The sequence below is a fragment of the Flagellimonas sp. 389 genome, assembly GCF_018449435.1.
In the GTDB taxonomy this organism is placed as follows: Bacteria; Bacteroidota; Bacteroidia; order Flavobacteriales; family Flavobacteriaceae; genus Flagellimonas.
Map to the genome: position 1 here is coordinate 1 of NZ_JAHCMU010000002.1, position 16,499 is coordinate 16,499.

Here is a 16,499-nt window from a genome sequence, read left to right on the forward strand (position 1 = left end):
TTAGGTGTTAGGTGTTAGGTGTTAGGTGTTAGGTGTTAGGTGTTAGGTGTTAGGTGTTAGGTGTTAGGTGTTAGGTGAAAAGTACGAAATGTGATTTTATGGATGTACAGTTCTGAATTAAAATAATATACGTTTTTGAACAACTAATAAACTATTAGCCTTCTTTCTTTAATCTATTTTCTGAGTTCTGGAAACAAAAACACCCCAAGAAAGGTTCATTTTATAATAAACTTTCCCGAGGCGTTTATTTAATAAACACTATCACATACTGATAAGTTCAGTATAAACTATGATCCACACATTAAGCAATCATCGTCCGCTTGGCCTTCTTTGGCCCGTGCAATCATTTCTTTCATCTCTTCTGCCGTCATTGGCTGTATGTCCACTTCTTGTTGACTTACCGGAGTAGTCTCAATTTTAAGCTCTTCAGTGGTAGCATTGGGGGTAGTGGCGACTACTTCAGCTTCAGCTGCAACGCTAACTGGAATTTCTTTCTTTTTGGTGTTGTCCAATGTAAACTTGATAGCGTCCACAGCTGCTTTGGTTCTTAGATAGTACATGCCCGTTTTGAGGCCGCTCTTCCATGCATAAAAATGCATAGAGGTCAATTTTGGGTAATTCGCATTTTCCATGAAAAGGTTCAGGGATTGGCTCTGATCAATAAAATAGCCTCGCTGCCTGCTCATATCTATAATATCCTTCATGCTAAGCTCCCATACCGTTTGGTATAGTTCTTTTATATCTTCTGGAATACCATCAATATGCTGTATGGAACCATTGGCACGCATTAATTCTTGTTTTAGGTTCTCGTTCCAAAGTCCCAGTTTCACTAAGTCCTCTAAAAGATGTTTATTGACCACGATAAACTCTCCGGAAAGTACTCTTCTTGTATAAATGTTGGAAGTATAAGGTTCAAAACATTCATTATTACCTAAAATTTGTGAAGTTGAGGCCGTGGGCATGGGAGCGACCAATAGCGAGTTGCGTATACCATGTTTCTTGACTTCTTTTCTCAATTTGTTCCAATCCCATCTACCAGATAGTTCTTCGTCCTCAATTCCCCAAAGGTTATGTTGAAACTCTCCTTTCGACATTGGGGATTCTTTATAACTTGAGTAAGCTCCATCTTCTTTTGCTTCCTCCATCGAAGCTGTAACCGCTGCGAAATAAAGTGTTTCAAAAATTTCTTGGTTCAACTTTTTAGCTTCGTCACTTGTAAAGGGCAATCGTAACATGATAAAAGCATCTGCAAGTCCTTGCACTCCCAATCCGATTGGCCTATGCCTCATGTTGGAGTTTTCAGCTTCTTTTACAGGATAGTAATTGCGGTCTATTACTCGGTTTAAATTTTTAGTGACTCTCTTTGTAACCTTAAAAAGTTCTTTATGGTCAAATGCTCCATTCTTAATAAACATGGGTAATGCAATCGATGCAAGATTACATACAGCGACCTCATCTGGTGAGGTATATTCCAAAATTTCAGTACAAAGGTTAGAAGAACGGATAGTTCCCAGATTTTTCTGGTTGCTCTTTCGGTTTGCTGCATCTTTGTAAAGCATATACGGGGTTCCCGTTTCTATTTGGGACTCCAAAATTTTCTCCCAAAGTTCTCTGGCTCTTATGGTTTTACGCCCTTTTCCCTCTGCTTCATATTTGGTGTACAGTGCTTCAAACTCTTCACTGTGGGTACTGAAAAGGTTTGGACATTCGTTTGGACACATCAATGTCCATTCCCCATCGGCTTCTACTCGTTTCATGAACAAATCGGGAATCCACATCGCGTAAAAAAGGTCACGGGCACGCATTTCTTCTTTTCCATGGTTCTTTTTCAAATCCAAAAAGTCAAAAATATCCGCATGCCATGGTTCTACATAAATAGCAAAGCTTCCTTTTCGCTTGCCTCCACCTTGATCCACGTAACGGGCCGTGTCATTAAAAACACGAAGCATTGGAACAATTCCGTTGGATGTTCCATTGGTGCCCGCAATGTAGGATCCGGTTGCTCTAACATTATGTATAGAAAGTCCTATTCCACCTGCTGACTGGGAAATCTTGGCAGTTTGTTTTAGGGTGTCGTAAATGCCATCTATACTATCATCCTTCATTGCTAGAAGGAAACAAGAGGACATTTGTGGTTTTGGTGTTCCAGAGTTAAAAAGGGTAGGTGTAGCGTGCGTAAAATATTTTTTCGACATGAGCTCATAGGTCTCTACTACCGAGTCCAAATCGTTCAAATGAATCCCAACTGCAACCCTCATGAGCATATGTTGTGGACGTTCTGCTATCTTACCATTGATCTTGAGCAAATACGAACGTTCCAATGTCTTAAAACCGAAATAGTCGTAGCCAAAATCTCGATTATAAATAATCGTTGAATCTAATTTATCGGCATTTTCAGAAATTACCTTATATACTTCGTCCGATAACAGCGGCGCTTTTTTACCAGTTCTTGGATTCACGTATTCGTACAGATCCTTCATGGTTTCAGAGAAGGACTTTTTACTGTTCTTGTGCAGATTTGAAACGGAAATACGAGCAGCCAGTTTTGCGTAATCTGGATGGGTAGTCGTCATCGTCGCCGCAATTTCCGCAGCAAGATTATCAAGTTCTGAAGTAGTTACTCCATCATACAAACCTTCAATGACCCGCATAGCCACTTTCACAGGGTCGACCAAACCATTGAGGCCATAACAAAGCTTTCTTACTCTGGCCGTGATTTTATCGAACATCATCGGCTCTTTTCTTCCATCTCTTTTTACTACAAACATATGCTACAAATATTTTTAATATGGCATGACAAGTCAAACCATTGTTACATTTTGGTATGTATTACGGATATCGTAATACAGATTTGGTCAAGAATGATAAAGAACAGTTGGGGTAGATTTTTTTAGGCTGTGGTCTATTTAAAAATCAGCGTCAAAACTGATTTTTTGGGCATCAGCATCTTTTTCTTTGTTCAAAACACCTGCTTTTTGATATTCTGACACTCTTTTTTCAAAGAAATTGGTCTTTCCCTGTAATGAAATCATATCCATGAAATCAAAAGGATTGGTGGAGTTGTATACTTTTTCACATTCCAGTTCCACCAAAAGCCTATCGGTTACAAACTCTAGGTACTGTGTCATTAATTTAGAGTTCATTCCAATAAGACTCACAGGGAGTGACTCGGTGATAAACTCTCTTTCTATATTAAGAGCATCCACTATTATCGAAGTAATACGTTCTTTGGGCACTTTATTTATCAAGTGCTTATTGTGCAAATGCACCGCATAGTCACAATGCATTCCTTCGTCTCTAGATATTAGTTCATTGGAAAAGGTCAATCCCGGCATAAGTCCTCTTTTCTTCAGCCAAAAAATAGAACAGAACGCTCCCGAGAAGAAAATACCCTCTACTGCTGCAAAAGCAATTAATCGTTCCGCAAAACTTGGAGAATCTATCCATTTCAACGCCCAGTCCGCCTTCTTTTTAATTGCGGGAAAGTTTTCTATGGCCTTAAAAAGGACATTCTTTTCCTTTTCGTCTTTTACGTATGTATCTATTAACAAAGAATATGTTTCAGAATGGATATTTTCCATCATAATCTGAAACCCGTAAAAGAACTTGGCTTCGGAATACTGTACTTCGTTTACAAAGTTTTCGGCCAAATTTTCATTGACAATGCCATCGGAAGCAGCAAAAAAGGCCAAAATATGCTTCACAAAATAGCGTTCATCTTCACTTAATTTGTTGTTCCAATCTGTTAAGTCTTGGTGCAAATCGATTTCTTCCGCAGTCCAAAAACAAGCTTCACATTTTTTGTACCATTCCCATAAATCATGATGTTGAATAGGGAAAATCACAAATCTGTCTTCATTCTCTTCTAAAATCGGTTCTACTGCTTCGGACATCTTTATTTGTTAAAAGGTTATACTCTGGAAGAAATATTTTAGCTACAAGCTAAACAAAGATTTAAAAATGCATCCAGATTATAAACTTTGTTTTATCAAATTGAAAACAAAGTTTTTAACACAACATGTTGAAATCTAGGCTCGCAAGTGATGTTCGCTAGACTTTTTAAAATATGGTGTTTGAGTATATTTTTTGGTAAGATTCAACAATAATAAAAAAGACCAAAAAGTATATTTATAAATACTTTTTGGTCTAAATCTACTATACTATAACAAGGTTCATGGAGCGATATGACATCACCAAAATTGTACGGCCAACTTAGTTTGTATTTTAGAATTATTTTGGCTTTAGGTAGTTCCCCCGAAACCCAAAGTCAACTTTCTTTCTAAAACGCAACCAAGGGTTATACGTTGCAAGCAGTTTCTATAATCAAGAGTTTGGTTGCCCTGGCCGTACGTTTATTGGTAATGTTAATGTTTAAGAACTTTTATGATTGGAAGCCATTAATCTTTTACAACTATCTCTTCCCAATCTGGCTGCATTTTCAATTCTTTGTTCTCTAAAATAGCAGCGAAAATTAGAGCAAATATCAAAATTGCGAATAATACAACACATTTTCTCATTTGAGTTTGGTTTTGGTTGTCTACTAATTTTTGACATTGTGAATGTATAAAACAAACAGGTCGCAAATGACACGGTATGTATAAACGGTTATTTTTTGTGTATAGTTGGTTTTTAGTCTTTTAGCATGAATGTAATGCGATAGAAAAAAGAAATCGGCTTTTAAGAAAAATTTTACAATATGTACATCGCCTCGGTTTTTTTACCAGTTATAAGCCCAAAATGTCCATTAGCACATATTTTTGAATACCCTGAGTAGAATAATCTTAAATTTGATAGTATAGCATATAAACTAAGGAATGTTAGAAGCAGTTATAGTTGATGATGAGGTAAAAGCTTTGCAAAGCTTGAGTTGGGAATTAACCAATTTGAGTGATGAGGTGGATATAATAGCTTCTTTTACAGATGCGCAAGAAGCATTGGACTATCTTGAAAAAAATACTCCAGACTGCCTTTTTTTGGATATAGAAATGCCGACCATGGATGGTTTTCAATTTATAAAGAACCTAAAAAACAAAGATTTTCCTGTCGTTATTACAACGGCTTATAACCAGTATGCTCTGCAGGCTTTAAAAAACGAAGCTATTGATTATTTGTTGAAGCCCATAGATACAGATGATCTTCGCGAGACAATTACTAAAATCAAAAAATATAATGCAAAAAATCTGACGATTGAAAAGTTGGAAAAAATTCTGCTTAACTTCAATGCAGAATCCCAAAGTAAAAAAATAACCATAAATACGGATGGTAAATTGTTGTTCCTGAATAGTGATGACATATTATATGCAGAGTCGGATGGAAACTATAGTACCATCTTTCTTAGTGATGGGCAAAAAATATTACTCACCAAAAAACTTAAGGAGGTGAACAACCTATTGCCGGACAATAGCTTCTTTAGAATACACAATTCATACATCATCAATCTCAATAAGATAAAAGAGTTTTTAAAAACGGACGGTTATGTAGTTTTAGAATCAAATCATAAAATTCCCGTCTCCCGGCAAAAGAAATCCGATTTTTTGGATATGCTGTAACTTCCCAAACCGCCTGTGCTTAAAAAACTATTGATAACGACCGAAAACCTGCGATCACAAAAAAAAACTACACTTCTTTTTTTTCTGGCTTTTTATACCGTAACAGCTCAAGAAATTCCAGATTCATTTAAAGAAAAAGCAGAAAAGCTAGTATCCATGAGGCCTAAAACCTACCTTACGCTGGATACCGAATTACAAATTGAAAAAAGGGATACTACACTATTACGCTATTTTGCCAATTTGTGCAAAGAAGAAAAGTATTTGGAAGGAGAATCGTATGCTCTAGACCAAATTGGTGCCAAGTATAGGAACATATCACAATTTAAAAAGGCCGCAGACCTTCATCAAGAAGCATTACGTATTGCAGAGGAAGCCAATAATACAGAACTAAAGGTAAGAGCTCTCAATATGCTGGGGGTGGTCTATAGAAGAACAGATGCCATTAAGACCGCCTTGGACTATAACCAAAAGGCACTAGAACTGGCAGAGGATGTTGTAAACCCGTCCCATCATATAAAAAGAAGTATCAATGTCTCCTTAAACTGTATTGGAAATCTTTATAAAGCACTGGAACAATATGATTTAGCTATCATACAGTTTAAAAGAGCGCTTAAGTTTGAAGAAGAACTAGACAATAAATTAGGTTTAGCCATCAACCATCAAAACATAGGGGGATGTCTTGAACAAAAGGGCGATTTAGAAGGAGCACTAGAAAACTATAGAAAATCATTGGCGTACAATGAAGAAATTGATTCTGATTTTGGCCGAATCTATTGCAAGAATAGTATAGCGCAAATCTATTTGAAGCAAAATATGCCATATGCTGCCCTAGTCCTTTTAGAACCGCTCTATGAACAGACCAGAAATGTTGGTGATTTTTATGTTACCTCCTCAGTTTTCATCAATACCGGATGGGCACATACGGAATTAGGAAATTTTGATAAAGCGGAGAAATTTATAAACGATGGTCTGGATATGGCAAGAACTCATAATATGCCGGGCAACGTGCTCTATGGGTATCAAAAGCTTTCAGATTTTGAGTTAAGAAGTGGTAATTATCAGAAAGCATATGAATATTACAAAAGGGCAGATGAATATGACGAAGAAATTTCCAGTGCAACCAATTTTAGGTATATGAACGATGTTATCGTTCGTTATGAAGCTGATAAAAAAAACAACCAAATCTCTGTTCTTGCCAAGGAAAATGAGATTGTTCGGTTAAGGCTTAGAAAAAACCAGACTACATTGCTCGTTAGTACGCTCATAGTAGGCCTAATCGCTTCCATTCTCTATATTCTTTACAGACAATACCAAAGCAAAAATGAAAAAAGAGTATTAAGCTTGGAACAAAATCTATTGCGCAGCCAGATGAACCCTCATTTTCTGTTCAACTCATTAAATTCCATAAAACTTTATATCATTAACAATGAGCAAAAAAATGCTGTCCATTATCTGAACAAATTTTCCAAATTGGTGCGCAAGATATTGGAAGCGTCTTCATTAAAGGAGATTACCCTTGCAGAGGAATTAGAAACCGTAGAACTCTACATGAATATTGAAAACATACGATTCTCAAATGAAATAGATTTTAGGATTACCGTAGATGATACCGTTAATACCGAAAACATAAAGGTCCCCTCTTTGGCATTACAGCCATTTTTAGAGAACTCCCTATGGCATGGTCTATCTCCTAAAGAAGGGGAAAAGAAAATCCATGTAAACATCAAAAAGAAAAACGAAAGCCATATCTCTATAGAAATTACGGACAATGGTGTAGGAAGAGGCGCAGCACAGACCAACAAAGAAAATAGGGTATTAAAAAGGAAGTCTGTGGGCATTCGTATTACCAAAGAACGGTTGGCAAACTTTTCCAAAGACTACCAAAACAAATTTGAAGTTGATATTATAGATCTGTTCAATGAAAACGGAAATCCCAAAGGGACAAAAGTTATCTTGGATATTCCTACGATTTAGAATTTTCCGCTGCCACAGTTTCCAGTTCTGAGTACCATGCCTTCCCAAATTTTTTGATCAGTGCATCTTTTACAAACTTGTAGACAGGGACTTTTAGTTCTTCGCCCAAACTACAGGCAGGATCACAAATTTCCCATTTATGATAGTTTACTGCTGTAAACTCGCTGTATTCTCTGGTCCGTATGGGGTATAAATGACAAGAGACGGGTTTTTTCCAAGTCGTGGCTCCATCGTTATAAGCCGCTTCCAAACCGCACTTTGCAACTCCTTTTTCAGAAAAAATAACATAGGCACACTCACTCTTGTTCACCAAAGGTGTTTCCCATTCACCATCCTCTCCCTTAACAAAGGCACCTTGTTCCATAATGGCATCTACTCCCTCTGGTCTTAAATATGGTTTTACAGCTTCAAAAACATTCACCAGTATTTCTGTTTCATAATCTTCCAAGGGAGCGCCATATTCGCCATCCACACAGCAAGCACCTTTACATGCACTTAAATTACATACAAAATCATTTTCAATAATCTCCTCAGAAACAATAGTTTTTCCTATTTGGAACATGGTTGTATCAACTTTTGCGGTAAAGGTAGTCCAAAACGTAAAATTTGATGTTTTCTATATCTTTTTATATCATCTTAAAGGAATTTTTAAGCGTAAATTTGCACCCTTAAAAATTTGACGATGCATTTTAATTTTAAGCAAATTGTTACGGCCAGCATGATTCTTTTTGCGGTAATCGATATTTTGGGCAGTATCCCTATCATCATCTCTTTACGGAATAAAGTGGGCCATATTCAATCTGAAAAAGCATCTATAGTAGCTGCCTTTATTATGACCGCTTTTCTTTTTGTAGGTGATAGTATTCTTGGATTGATCGGAATCGATGTTAATTCCTTCGCGGTTGCCGGTGCTTTCGTAATTTTTTTCCTTGCTATTGAAATGGTATTGGGGGTTACGCTCTTTAGGGATGACATGCCAGAAACCGCTTCCATAGTTCCTATTGCCTTTCCTCTTATAGCGGGTGCAGGGACATTGACCTCCATTTTAACATTGAGAGCCGAATATCATGTTGAAAACATTATCGTAGCGATTGTTGTAAATATTATCTTTGTATATCTGGTGTTAAAGTCCAGTTCTAAAATAGAACGGGTTTTGGGCAAAAACGGACTTAGCGTTATTCGCAAGGTTTTTGGGGTTATTCTATTGGCAATTGCGGTCAAGCTCTTTGCCACTAATGTTAACCAGATGTTTTCAACATAACATCAAATTAACAGCTATGAAAAAAACACTTTTTATTGTCTTGATTATTTTGGCTTTGGCATTGATTGCCTATAACGTTACCTTACTGGATTTCAATAATCCTTTACAAGGTGACAGTAGTATCGCCTTAATAGGTATTTTAGCTTCATTATGTGCTGTGATGTTGCTTCTTATTTTTATGGTATCTAAAAAAATAGATAAAAAAATAAAAGGGCATCAATCCTGAAGTTTTAACGCTCCAACTTCTGGTTGTTCAAAGATTGAAGAATCCAATTTCTTGACTCTTTCCAGCATAGCGTCGTAGTTCCCTTTTATCTGGGCAGATAGATTTGGGGAAAACAGTTGTTCTGCAATATTCGCTTTGAGATATGCCTTTATTCGCTCCTCCTGCGCATAAAAATCTAGTTTTATTTTTCTGTTGAGCGTAAAATCTATGAATTCGTCAAAAAGGATATCATCCACCTTATATTCTTCCAAAAACTGATTTTTTGAGAGACTGGAGTATTGTAGCCTGTCTTTTTCCAAGTGTTCAAAAATAAAGCGTGAAAAGAATTCGTACGTATCGTCCATACTATCTATGGCTTCTTCTTCATTGCTTCCTATGGGTACAAACACATCAGGAATAATGCCACCACCACCGTATACAACTTTCCCCTTTGGTGTCTTAAAGGTTAACGAGTCGGCCACTTTTATACTATCCACGGAAATGAGCTCTCCACTACGATAACGGTCCAAGAATGTTTGGTAATAGTCCTTATGGCCTTTTTTGTATGATTTTTGAATAGATCTTCCTGTTGGGGTATAATATCTTGAAACTGTTAGACGTACTGCTGAGCCATCTCCTAAATCCATTTCGCGCTGTACAAGACCTTTACCAAAAGACCTTCTTCCAACGATAGTACCAATATCATTATCCTGAAGAGCACCGGCAATAATCTCGCTCGCTGATGCCGAGCGCTCATTAATCAGAACATACACAGGTTTATTTTCAAAATCACCTTTTCTTGTAGCAAAAGCTTTTTTAATTCTCCCCTTTTTATTCTTGGTAAAAAGAATGAGTTTGTCGTCGGTCAAAAATTCATCGGCCAACTTCTCTGCAATGCCCAAATAACCCCCTGGATTGTCTCTTAAATCCAATACTAATTTTTCGGCGCCACGAAGCTTTAGTTTTCGTAATGCATCTTTAAATTCACCATAGGTAGATTCCGCAAAACGATTGATTTTTATATAGCCCATGTCCCTTGTAAGCATATAGTACGCATCTACACTCTTAATGGGCACTCTATCCCGCACCACAGTAATATCCAGAATTTTGTTTTTAGACTTTCGGTATACCTTTAAATCTACTTTTGTTCCTATTTTTCCTTTTAGAGTAGAAACAACAGTTTTATTTGGTATTCGCTTTCCAAAAAGTGTATCGTTATCTGCAACCAATATTCTATCACCAGGCTTAATACCGCTCATATAGCTTGGGCCGTTTTTTATAGTTCGTATCACTGTGATGGTATCTTTGTACATATAAAAACTGACTCCTATACCCACAAAATCTCCTTTCATACTTTCAGAGACCTGCTCCATTTCACTATTGGGTATGTAAACCGAATGTGGATCTAACTTACCCAATATATTGTTCACGGTAACGTCCACGATACTGTCCGTATCTATTTCATCAACGTATTCATGGTCAATGTAATCTATTAGCCTGTTCAGCTTATCTTTTTTGGAATTGGTAGAGAATAATTTTTCTGGGGTATCACCAAAATGAAGCTTTCCTCCTATAAAAATTCCAATAGCCACCGCAAAAGCGAGCAGTGTAGGCCATAAATAATTGTTCTTCTTCTCCATAACATCAATGGCAATTATACCATTTCTTCTAAAATAGGCAGATGATGGGTCGTTACCCCCGCACGTTCCAAAAACTGTAATCCAGAATCATCTTTATATGCAGTTTGGTACACTACACGTTTTATGCCAGATTGATGAATGAGCTTACTACATTCCCTACAAGGTGATAATGTTATGTAGAGAGTTGCTCCTTCGCATGATTGTGTAGAAGAGGCTACTTTTGAGATAGCATTTGCTTCTGCATGTAGGACATACCACTTTGTATATCCTTCCTCATCTTCGCATATATTCTCGAAACCGGTAGGTGTTCCATTATATCCATCGGATATGATCATTCTATCTTTTACGATGATGGCACCCACCTGTTTTCGTTCACAATAGGAAAGTTTTCCCCATTCTTTGGCCATACGCAGATAGGCTTTGTCGTACTTCTCTTGTTTACCCTCCTTCATACATTGGAAATAGCCAATTTTTAAATAAATATACCTGCTTTAACAGACCCTTACAACCTTATTCGATTAAATTTAACGAAGGCTCTACTTGGGAAACGTGGCAATCAGTAAGGGTATTGTAATGCATATGACTAAAATAGATGCACCAGCAATAAAATGGATTTTTTTTATCCTCACTAAGTCTTGAACCATGAATGCAACACCAAGTATCGATAAAATGATAGCTACTTGCGAAAATTCGATACCCGTAGCAAAACCTAATAAGGGCGTGACCTTGTTTTCTTCTTCGGCCATTAGCATTTTAAAATAATTGGAAAATCCAAATCCATGTATAAGTCCAAAGAAAGCGGTTACCAATGTGTGTAAAAACATTCCAACATCTTTGGTGCCCCTAGTCATATAAATTAAATTGAAGAGTGCTGTCAGCAGAATGGTTATCGGAATAAAAAATTCTACCAATCCTACATCTACAGTAAATATATCGAAAGCAGACAGTGCCAATGAGATACAATGTGCTACGGTAAAAACAGTTGCCAAAACAACCACCCTTCTCCAGCTTTTAAAAGTAAAAGGAATAGCCAATGCCGATAAAAACAAAATATGGTCATAGGCACCAAAATCCAGTACGTGGTTCAGTCCCAATTTTACATAAAACCAAAATTCTTGCATTTATTTCGTTGTTCGTTGTTCGTTGTTCGTTGTTCGTTGTTCGTTGTTCGTTGTTCGTTGTTCGTTGTTCGTTGTTCAAAAGTGTGCTTTTCTGAATAGGAAGCCAACTTTCTACGAACACCTTTTACCTCTCACCCCATTAATCTCTTACCCAATACCTTCATTCAACAAAGAAAGCTTCAATCATTCACAAACTATCAACATCATGGACTATAGTTCAAACTGTATATCTCGTACTTTGCGACTTAAGCATCGCTAAACTAACCACTAACCACTAACCACTAACCACTAACCACTAAATTAAACAAATCCCCGCTCCTTTTGAATGGTATCGTATGCCTTTTGTACTTCCTTGAACTTTTCTTCAGCACCTTTTTTAATAGCCTCGTTTTCAGTAACCACTTTATCAGGATGATATTTCTTTGCCATTGTTCTATACGCTTTTTTCACTTCGTCATCAGAGGCTGACTTTTCTATTTCAAGAATCTTATATGCATTGTCAGCAGATTTTATGAACATGGCCATTATGCTCTCAAAATCATGGTGACCCACTTTTAGATAGCCTGCCAGTTCTTTCAACTTGTCCAGCTCGGCCTTACTTAGCTGACCATCGGCTTGCGCTATTCCAAATAAAAAATGTATTAATTGTAACCGTATTTCGTACCGGGTTCGCTGAACTAAATATGTACAGATGCGCTGAGCAGAAATCTCTCTCTTTTTGACCACATCGTTAAATGTTCGGAAAATGGCATTTGCCTTCTCCTTACCGTAAGTACTCAAAAAATATTGTCGCACATAGTCCAACTCCCTTTGACTCACTTGCCCATCTGCTTTGATTACTATAGAGCATAGAGACAACAAATTCAATTCAAAATCTGCAGGAGATACATTTTGCTGGGTAAAATCTCTAAAAACAGTTCTTCCGCCCGCACCGGAACCTCCCAGATTATCCAAAAGACTACCAACAATAAATCCCAACACAGCTCCTGGAAACCGAAATATAAAATAGCCTAAAAAGGCGGCTACCCACTTAATCATGATTATGTCTATTAAACCTCAAAGATAGGACTTTGCAAGGGAAAGAAACCGCTATGCAATGGTAAGACCTCTGAAAAAAATTCGACAAAAACCGTATCTTTGACAGTGAATTAAAAATAAGACTATGTATCCTGAAGAATTGGTAAAACCTATGAGAGCGGACCTAGCTTCTGCCGGGTTTGAAGAATTATATACAAGTGAAGCAGTTGAAAATGCACTAAAACAAGAAGGGACCACATTGGTAGTGGTCAATTCTGTTTGTGGATGTGCAGCTGCAAATGCAAGACCTGCCGCTAAGCTGAGTCTTCAAAATGACAAAAAACCTGCTAATTTGGTGACTGTTTTTGCAGGTGTGGACACAGATGCTGTTGACACGGCAAGAAATCGTATGGTACCATTCCCTCCGTCATCTCCGAGTATGGCCTTGTTCAAAGATGGTGAATTGGTGCACATGATAGAAAGGCATCATATTGAAGGCAGACCTGCAGAATTAATTGCAGAAAACTTAATGGAGGCCTATAATGAATTCTGTTAGGTAAAGATTCAAACACAATGAAAAAACCATCTCATTTTGAGGTGGTTTTTTATTTTTACTTGTTTTTTGTAACAAAGATACTATTTCATCTGTATAATTGTTGAGATTTTGCCAAATTGGCTTTTAAAAAGAACGTAGTAATGCAAAAATTGCTTTCTTATCCTTTGACTATACTCTTTTTCATTTTTTTTGGATTGGCATTGGTCATATTTCATCCCATACAATGGTTTTGCCTAAAGGTTTTTGGGTATAACGCACATAGGGAAAGTGTAGCAGTATTAAATTGGTTTTTAATGCGGTGCACAAATGTTTTGGGCACACGCTATAGATTTGAAAACGCACACAAGATTCCGACAGACAGACCACTCATAATTGTATCGAACCATCAAAGTATGTACGACATTCCCCCCATCATATGGCATATGCGAAAACACCATCCAAAATTCGTAAGCAAGATTGAGTTGGGTAGGGGCATACCTAGTGTATCGTTCAATTTGAGGCATGGTGGATCCGCACTTATCGATAGAAAAGATTCCAAGCAATCCATTCAAGAATTGAGAAAGCTAGGCGCTTACATAGAAAAACATAATAGGAGTGCCGTTATATTTCCTGAAGGTACTCGTAGCCGAACGGGAGTTCCTAAAAGGTTTCATGCTACGGGCTTAAAGATACTTATGAAGAATGCACCATCTGCCTTAATTGTACCAATAAGCATTAATAATTCTTGGAAGTTACTTCGTTTTGGTAAGTTTCCAATGGGACTAGGTTCTTATCTATGGTTTAAAGTCCATGAACCCTTTGAAAACAATGGGGATTTTGATGAACTCATAGCAAAAGCCGAGCATCAGATTACAGCAGGTGTACTAGTAAAGAAATGAAGAATTCCAAACTTATAGAAGCAACCATCGATTTTGTGAAACAAACACTAAATGGTGCTGAAGGAGGTCATGATTGGTTTCACACTGAACGTGTTTTCAAGACAGCTAAATTGATTTCAAACTCAGAAAAAGTAGATACATTGGTAGTGCGATTGGCAGCATTATTACATGATATTGCGGACCCAAAATTTCATAATGGCGATGAATCAGTTGGGCCTAAAATAGCTAAGGAATTTTTAGAATCAAGAGAAGTAGGTACCTACATAATCGAACATGTTGTCAATATCATAAAACACATGTCGTTCAAAAATAGTTTGGAAAAAAAGCAGAGTATATTTACTTCAAAAGAATTGCATGTAGTACAGGATGCTGACCGTTTAGATGCTATTGGAGCTATTGGTATCGCTAGAGCTTTTAATTACGGGGGGTTCAAGAACAGGGAACTTTACAACCCAAATGTTTCTCCCAACTTGAATATGACCAAAGAGGAGTATAAAAAATCCAATACGCCGACAATCAATCACTTTTATGAAAAGCTACTATTGCTAAAGGATAAGATGAATACCGAAACAGGTAAAAAACTTGCGGAAAAGCGACATCAATATATGTTGGGGTTTTTAGAGCAGTTTTATAGCGAATGGAGTCCTTCAAAAATTAGCCAGCTACGAAAAACATAATTTTTTACAACTGGCTAACTAATATAGTTTTAACTCCAATCTATTTTTTTTCGGGTAAACCTCTGGTCAACCAACCTCTTCTATTGGCCGTGGCAATGGCATAAGGAGTAATCCAAAACAATCCGAAGGTATATAAAATACTATACGAATACGCCCAGAATGATTCTGATAGTTCATATCGCTTTGCATAGAATATGACCGGAAATGTGGATAAAACCAAAATGCTAAAAAGTGTTGAGCTCACAAAAAGTAATGGGTGTGTAACAATGAAAAATAACATAAATAGCAAAAATGGATAGCTCATGATTATCTTTAGCGACTGGCTAATGAACAATAATCGCGCCCCAACTTTAGAATCTTTTCTAAAATTTTTAAATACATATTTTGACATCTCTATATTCTCCCGCACATTACTTCTGCCCCATCTGATGAACATTTTGTACAATCCACGATACTGCTCGGGCACATTGGTATAGGCATAGGCATTTCTTTGGAACAAAACGTGGTATCCCTGCTTTAATATCATGTTGGTCATTGCACGATCTTCACCAATGTCCGAAGGTTGTCCCATAAAAGTTTGATTAATCCAATCGGGAAGACAAGCAAAAACTGCTTTGCTTCGGTAAGCCGCTAAAGCTCCCGGTGTACAGAGCACTGAATTAAGGCTGCTTTCCGCAGAACGAACGAACTCAAAGCTTAAAACAAAGCTCACATCCAACATTTTAGGAAGCAATGCTCTTTCATTATTTAAAACGCGAATATTTCCAGCTACAGCGCCACACTGTTCGTTTGTAATGAACGGACTTACGAGATTCCGTAAAGTATCTTCATCTACAACAGAATCGCTATCCACAGTAACAAAAATTTCCCCTGTTCCTTCATTAAATCCGCGGTACAATGCATGACGTTTCCCTTTATTTTTGGGCTGCTTGTAAATGGCCAAACAATCGCCCAACTCTTTTTTCGCTTCTTGAATCCAATGCCATGTGTCATCCTGACTTCCATCATCGATTGCGAGTAACTGTAACTTTTCTTTTGGGAAATCACTCTTCGCTAAACTCATTAAAGTATCCCAAACTTGCTTTCCTTCATTATAGGCAGGCACAATTACAGTACAAGTAGGCAATTCTTCATCTGTCACTGATGTAATTGGTTTGTATCTAAAATAGCGGTATAGCGTATAAAGGAAGAAGCTGGCCTTGAACAAGAAGAGTCCTCCAGCTGTAATCATAAAAGTAGCTCCTAGCGTACTGGTCATTCGTTCTAGGTTAAACTGGGTAAAGTCATTCTGTAAAATATAGACAAGGTAGGCCGCACCAAGCATCAATACAAATGTGCTTCCCATAACAAAAACACCCCATGCATTGGCTGTTTCGAAAAAAGTTTTGATTTTATATATAAACCCAGGAGCCTTTTTCTCTTGAGGGATAGTATACGTAGTATTTTTAATTTTCATATAGTTCCAATTGAGGTGTCATAGTGTTATACGGAGTTACCTCCTTTTTAGACGCCCTTTCAAAAATTTTTAACGTTAAAAGCAACTGCTACTAACATTTTTTGACTCGCTTTCCCATTTTAATGGTTAAAACTTGGTGTTCGGCAGGTTTCAAATCCGTTGATT

General features: G+C 37.2%; 15 protein-coding genes. 7 read left to right on the forward strand and 8 right to left on the reverse strand.

The genetic code is table 11. The annotated features are described in order from the left end of the window. Positions 1-287 precede the first annotated feature (287 nt). On the reverse strand, positions 288-2,768 hold the full coding sequence (locus tag KIM67_RS01630) for a ribonucleoside-diphosphate reductase subunit alpha (protein WP_213829633.1): 2,481 nt from the start codon (positions 2,766-2,768) through the stop codon (positions 288-290). A gap of 138 nt (positions 2,769-2,906) precedes the next feature. After that, positions 2,907-3,893: a ribonucleotide-diphosphate reductase subunit beta gene (locus KIM67_RS01635; protein ID WP_213829634.1), complete on the reverse strand. Its 987-nt coding sequence runs from the start codon at positions 3,891-3,893 to the stop codon at positions 2,907-2,909. Between the two features lie 921 nt (positions 3,894-4,814). On the opposite strand from KIM67_RS01635, the gene KIM67_RS01640 reads away from it, so the two are divergent. Beyond that, the gene (locus tag KIM67_RS01640) at positions 4,815-5,549 is read left to right on the forward strand and encodes a LytTR family DNA-binding domain-containing protein (protein WP_213829635.1); all 735 of its coding nucleotides are present in this window, start codon (positions 4,815-4,817) and stop codon (positions 5,547-5,549) included. Between the two features lie 15 nt (positions 5,550-5,564). Then, on the forward strand, positions 5,565-7,523 hold the full coding sequence (locus KIM67_RS01645) for a tetratricopeptide repeat protein (protein ID WP_298866761.1): 1,959 nt from the start codon (positions 5,565-5,567) through the stop codon (positions 7,521-7,523). Here KIM67_RS01645 and KIM67_RS01650 read toward each other — a convergent pair. Continuing rightward, positions 7,513-8,085, reverse strand: coding sequence for a DUF3109 family protein (locus tag KIM67_RS01650; protein ID WP_213829636.1), 573 nt, complete (start codon positions 8,083-8,085; stop codon positions 7,513-7,515). The genes KIM67_RS01645 and KIM67_RS01650 overlap by 11 nt on opposite strands. 120 nt (positions 8,086-8,205) lie before the next feature. Here KIM67_RS01650 and KIM67_RS01655 point away from each other — a divergent pair, with 120 nt between their 5' ends. Both KIM67_RS01655 and KIM67_RS01660 read left to right on the forward strand, forming a co-directional pair. Beyond that, positions 8,206-8,784: a MarC family protein gene (locus tag KIM67_RS01655; protein ID WP_213829637.1), complete on the forward strand. Its 579-nt coding sequence runs from the start codon at positions 8,206-8,208 to the stop codon at positions 8,782-8,784. A 16-nt stretch (positions 8,785-8,800) separates the two neighbouring features. Next, complete coding sequence (locus KIM67_RS01660; RefSeq protein ID WP_213829638.1) at positions 8,801-9,010, forward strand: hypothetical protein; 210 nt, start codon at positions 8,801-8,803, stop codon at positions 9,008-9,010. Here KIM67_RS01660 and KIM67_RS01665 read toward each other — a convergent pair. From KIM67_RS01665 to KIM67_RS01680, 4 genes are all read right to left on the reverse strand, one after another. After that, positions 9,001-10,629, reverse strand: coding sequence for a S41 family peptidase (locus KIM67_RS01665; RefSeq protein WP_213829639.1), 1,629 nt, complete (start codon positions 10,627-10,629; stop codon positions 9,001-9,003). The two genes, KIM67_RS01660 and KIM67_RS01665, sit on opposite strands and share 10 nt — an antisense overlap. 14 nt (positions 10,630-10,643) lie before the next feature. Continuing rightward, positions 10,644-11,081 carry a dCMP deaminase family protein gene (locus KIM67_RS01670; RefSeq protein WP_213829640.1) on the reverse strand — a complete coding sequence of 146 codons (438 nt, stop codon included), beginning with the start codon at positions 11,079-11,081 and terminating at the stop codon, positions 10,644-10,646. A gap of 84 nt (positions 11,082-11,165) precedes the next feature. Further along, positions 11,166-11,750 (reverse strand): HupE/UreJ family protein, encoded by a 585-nt coding sequence (locus tag KIM67_RS01675; RefSeq protein WP_213829641.1) that lies wholly within the window; start codon positions 11,748-11,750, stop codon positions 11,166-11,168. 300 nt (positions 11,751-12,050) lie between these two features. Beyond that, on the reverse strand, positions 12,051-12,788 hold the full coding sequence (locus KIM67_RS01680; protein ID WP_213829642.1) for a TerB family tellurite resistance protein: 738 nt from the start codon (positions 12,786-12,788) through the stop codon (positions 12,051-12,053). Positions 12,789-12,912: 124 nt separating this feature from the next. Here KIM67_RS01680 and KIM67_RS01685 point away from each other — a divergent pair, with 124 nt between their 5' ends. The 3 genes from KIM67_RS01685 (at position 12,913) to KIM67_RS01695 (ending at position 14,878) form a co-directional block, all read left to right on the forward strand. Continuing rightward, positions 12,913-13,323, forward strand: a complete 411-nt coding sequence (locus KIM67_RS01685; protein ID WP_213829643.1) for a BrxA/BrxB family bacilliredoxin — start codon at positions 12,913-12,915, stop codon at positions 13,321-13,323. A gap of 140 nt (positions 13,324-13,463) precedes the next feature. After that, positions 13,464-14,201 (forward strand): 1-acyl-sn-glycerol-3-phosphate acyltransferase, encoded by a 738-nt coding sequence (locus KIM67_RS01690; RefSeq protein ID WP_213829644.1) that lies wholly within the window; start codon positions 13,464-13,466, stop codon positions 14,199-14,201. Next, positions 14,198-14,878: an HD domain-containing protein gene (locus KIM67_RS01695; protein ID WP_213829645.1), complete on the forward strand. Its 681-nt coding sequence runs from the start codon at positions 14,198-14,200 to the stop codon at positions 14,876-14,878. Before KIM67_RS01690 ends, KIM67_RS01695 begins: the two co-directional genes overlap by 4 nt. Positions 14,879-14,918: 40 nt before the next feature. Here KIM67_RS01695 and KIM67_RS01700 read toward each other — a convergent pair whose 3' ends face one another. After that, positions 14,919-16,334, reverse strand: a complete 1,416-nt coding sequence (locus KIM67_RS01700) for a glycosyltransferase family 2 protein (RefSeq protein ID WP_213829646.1) — start codon at positions 16,332-16,334, stop codon at positions 14,919-14,921. Between the last annotated feature and the right edge of the window lie 165 nt (positions 16,335-16,499).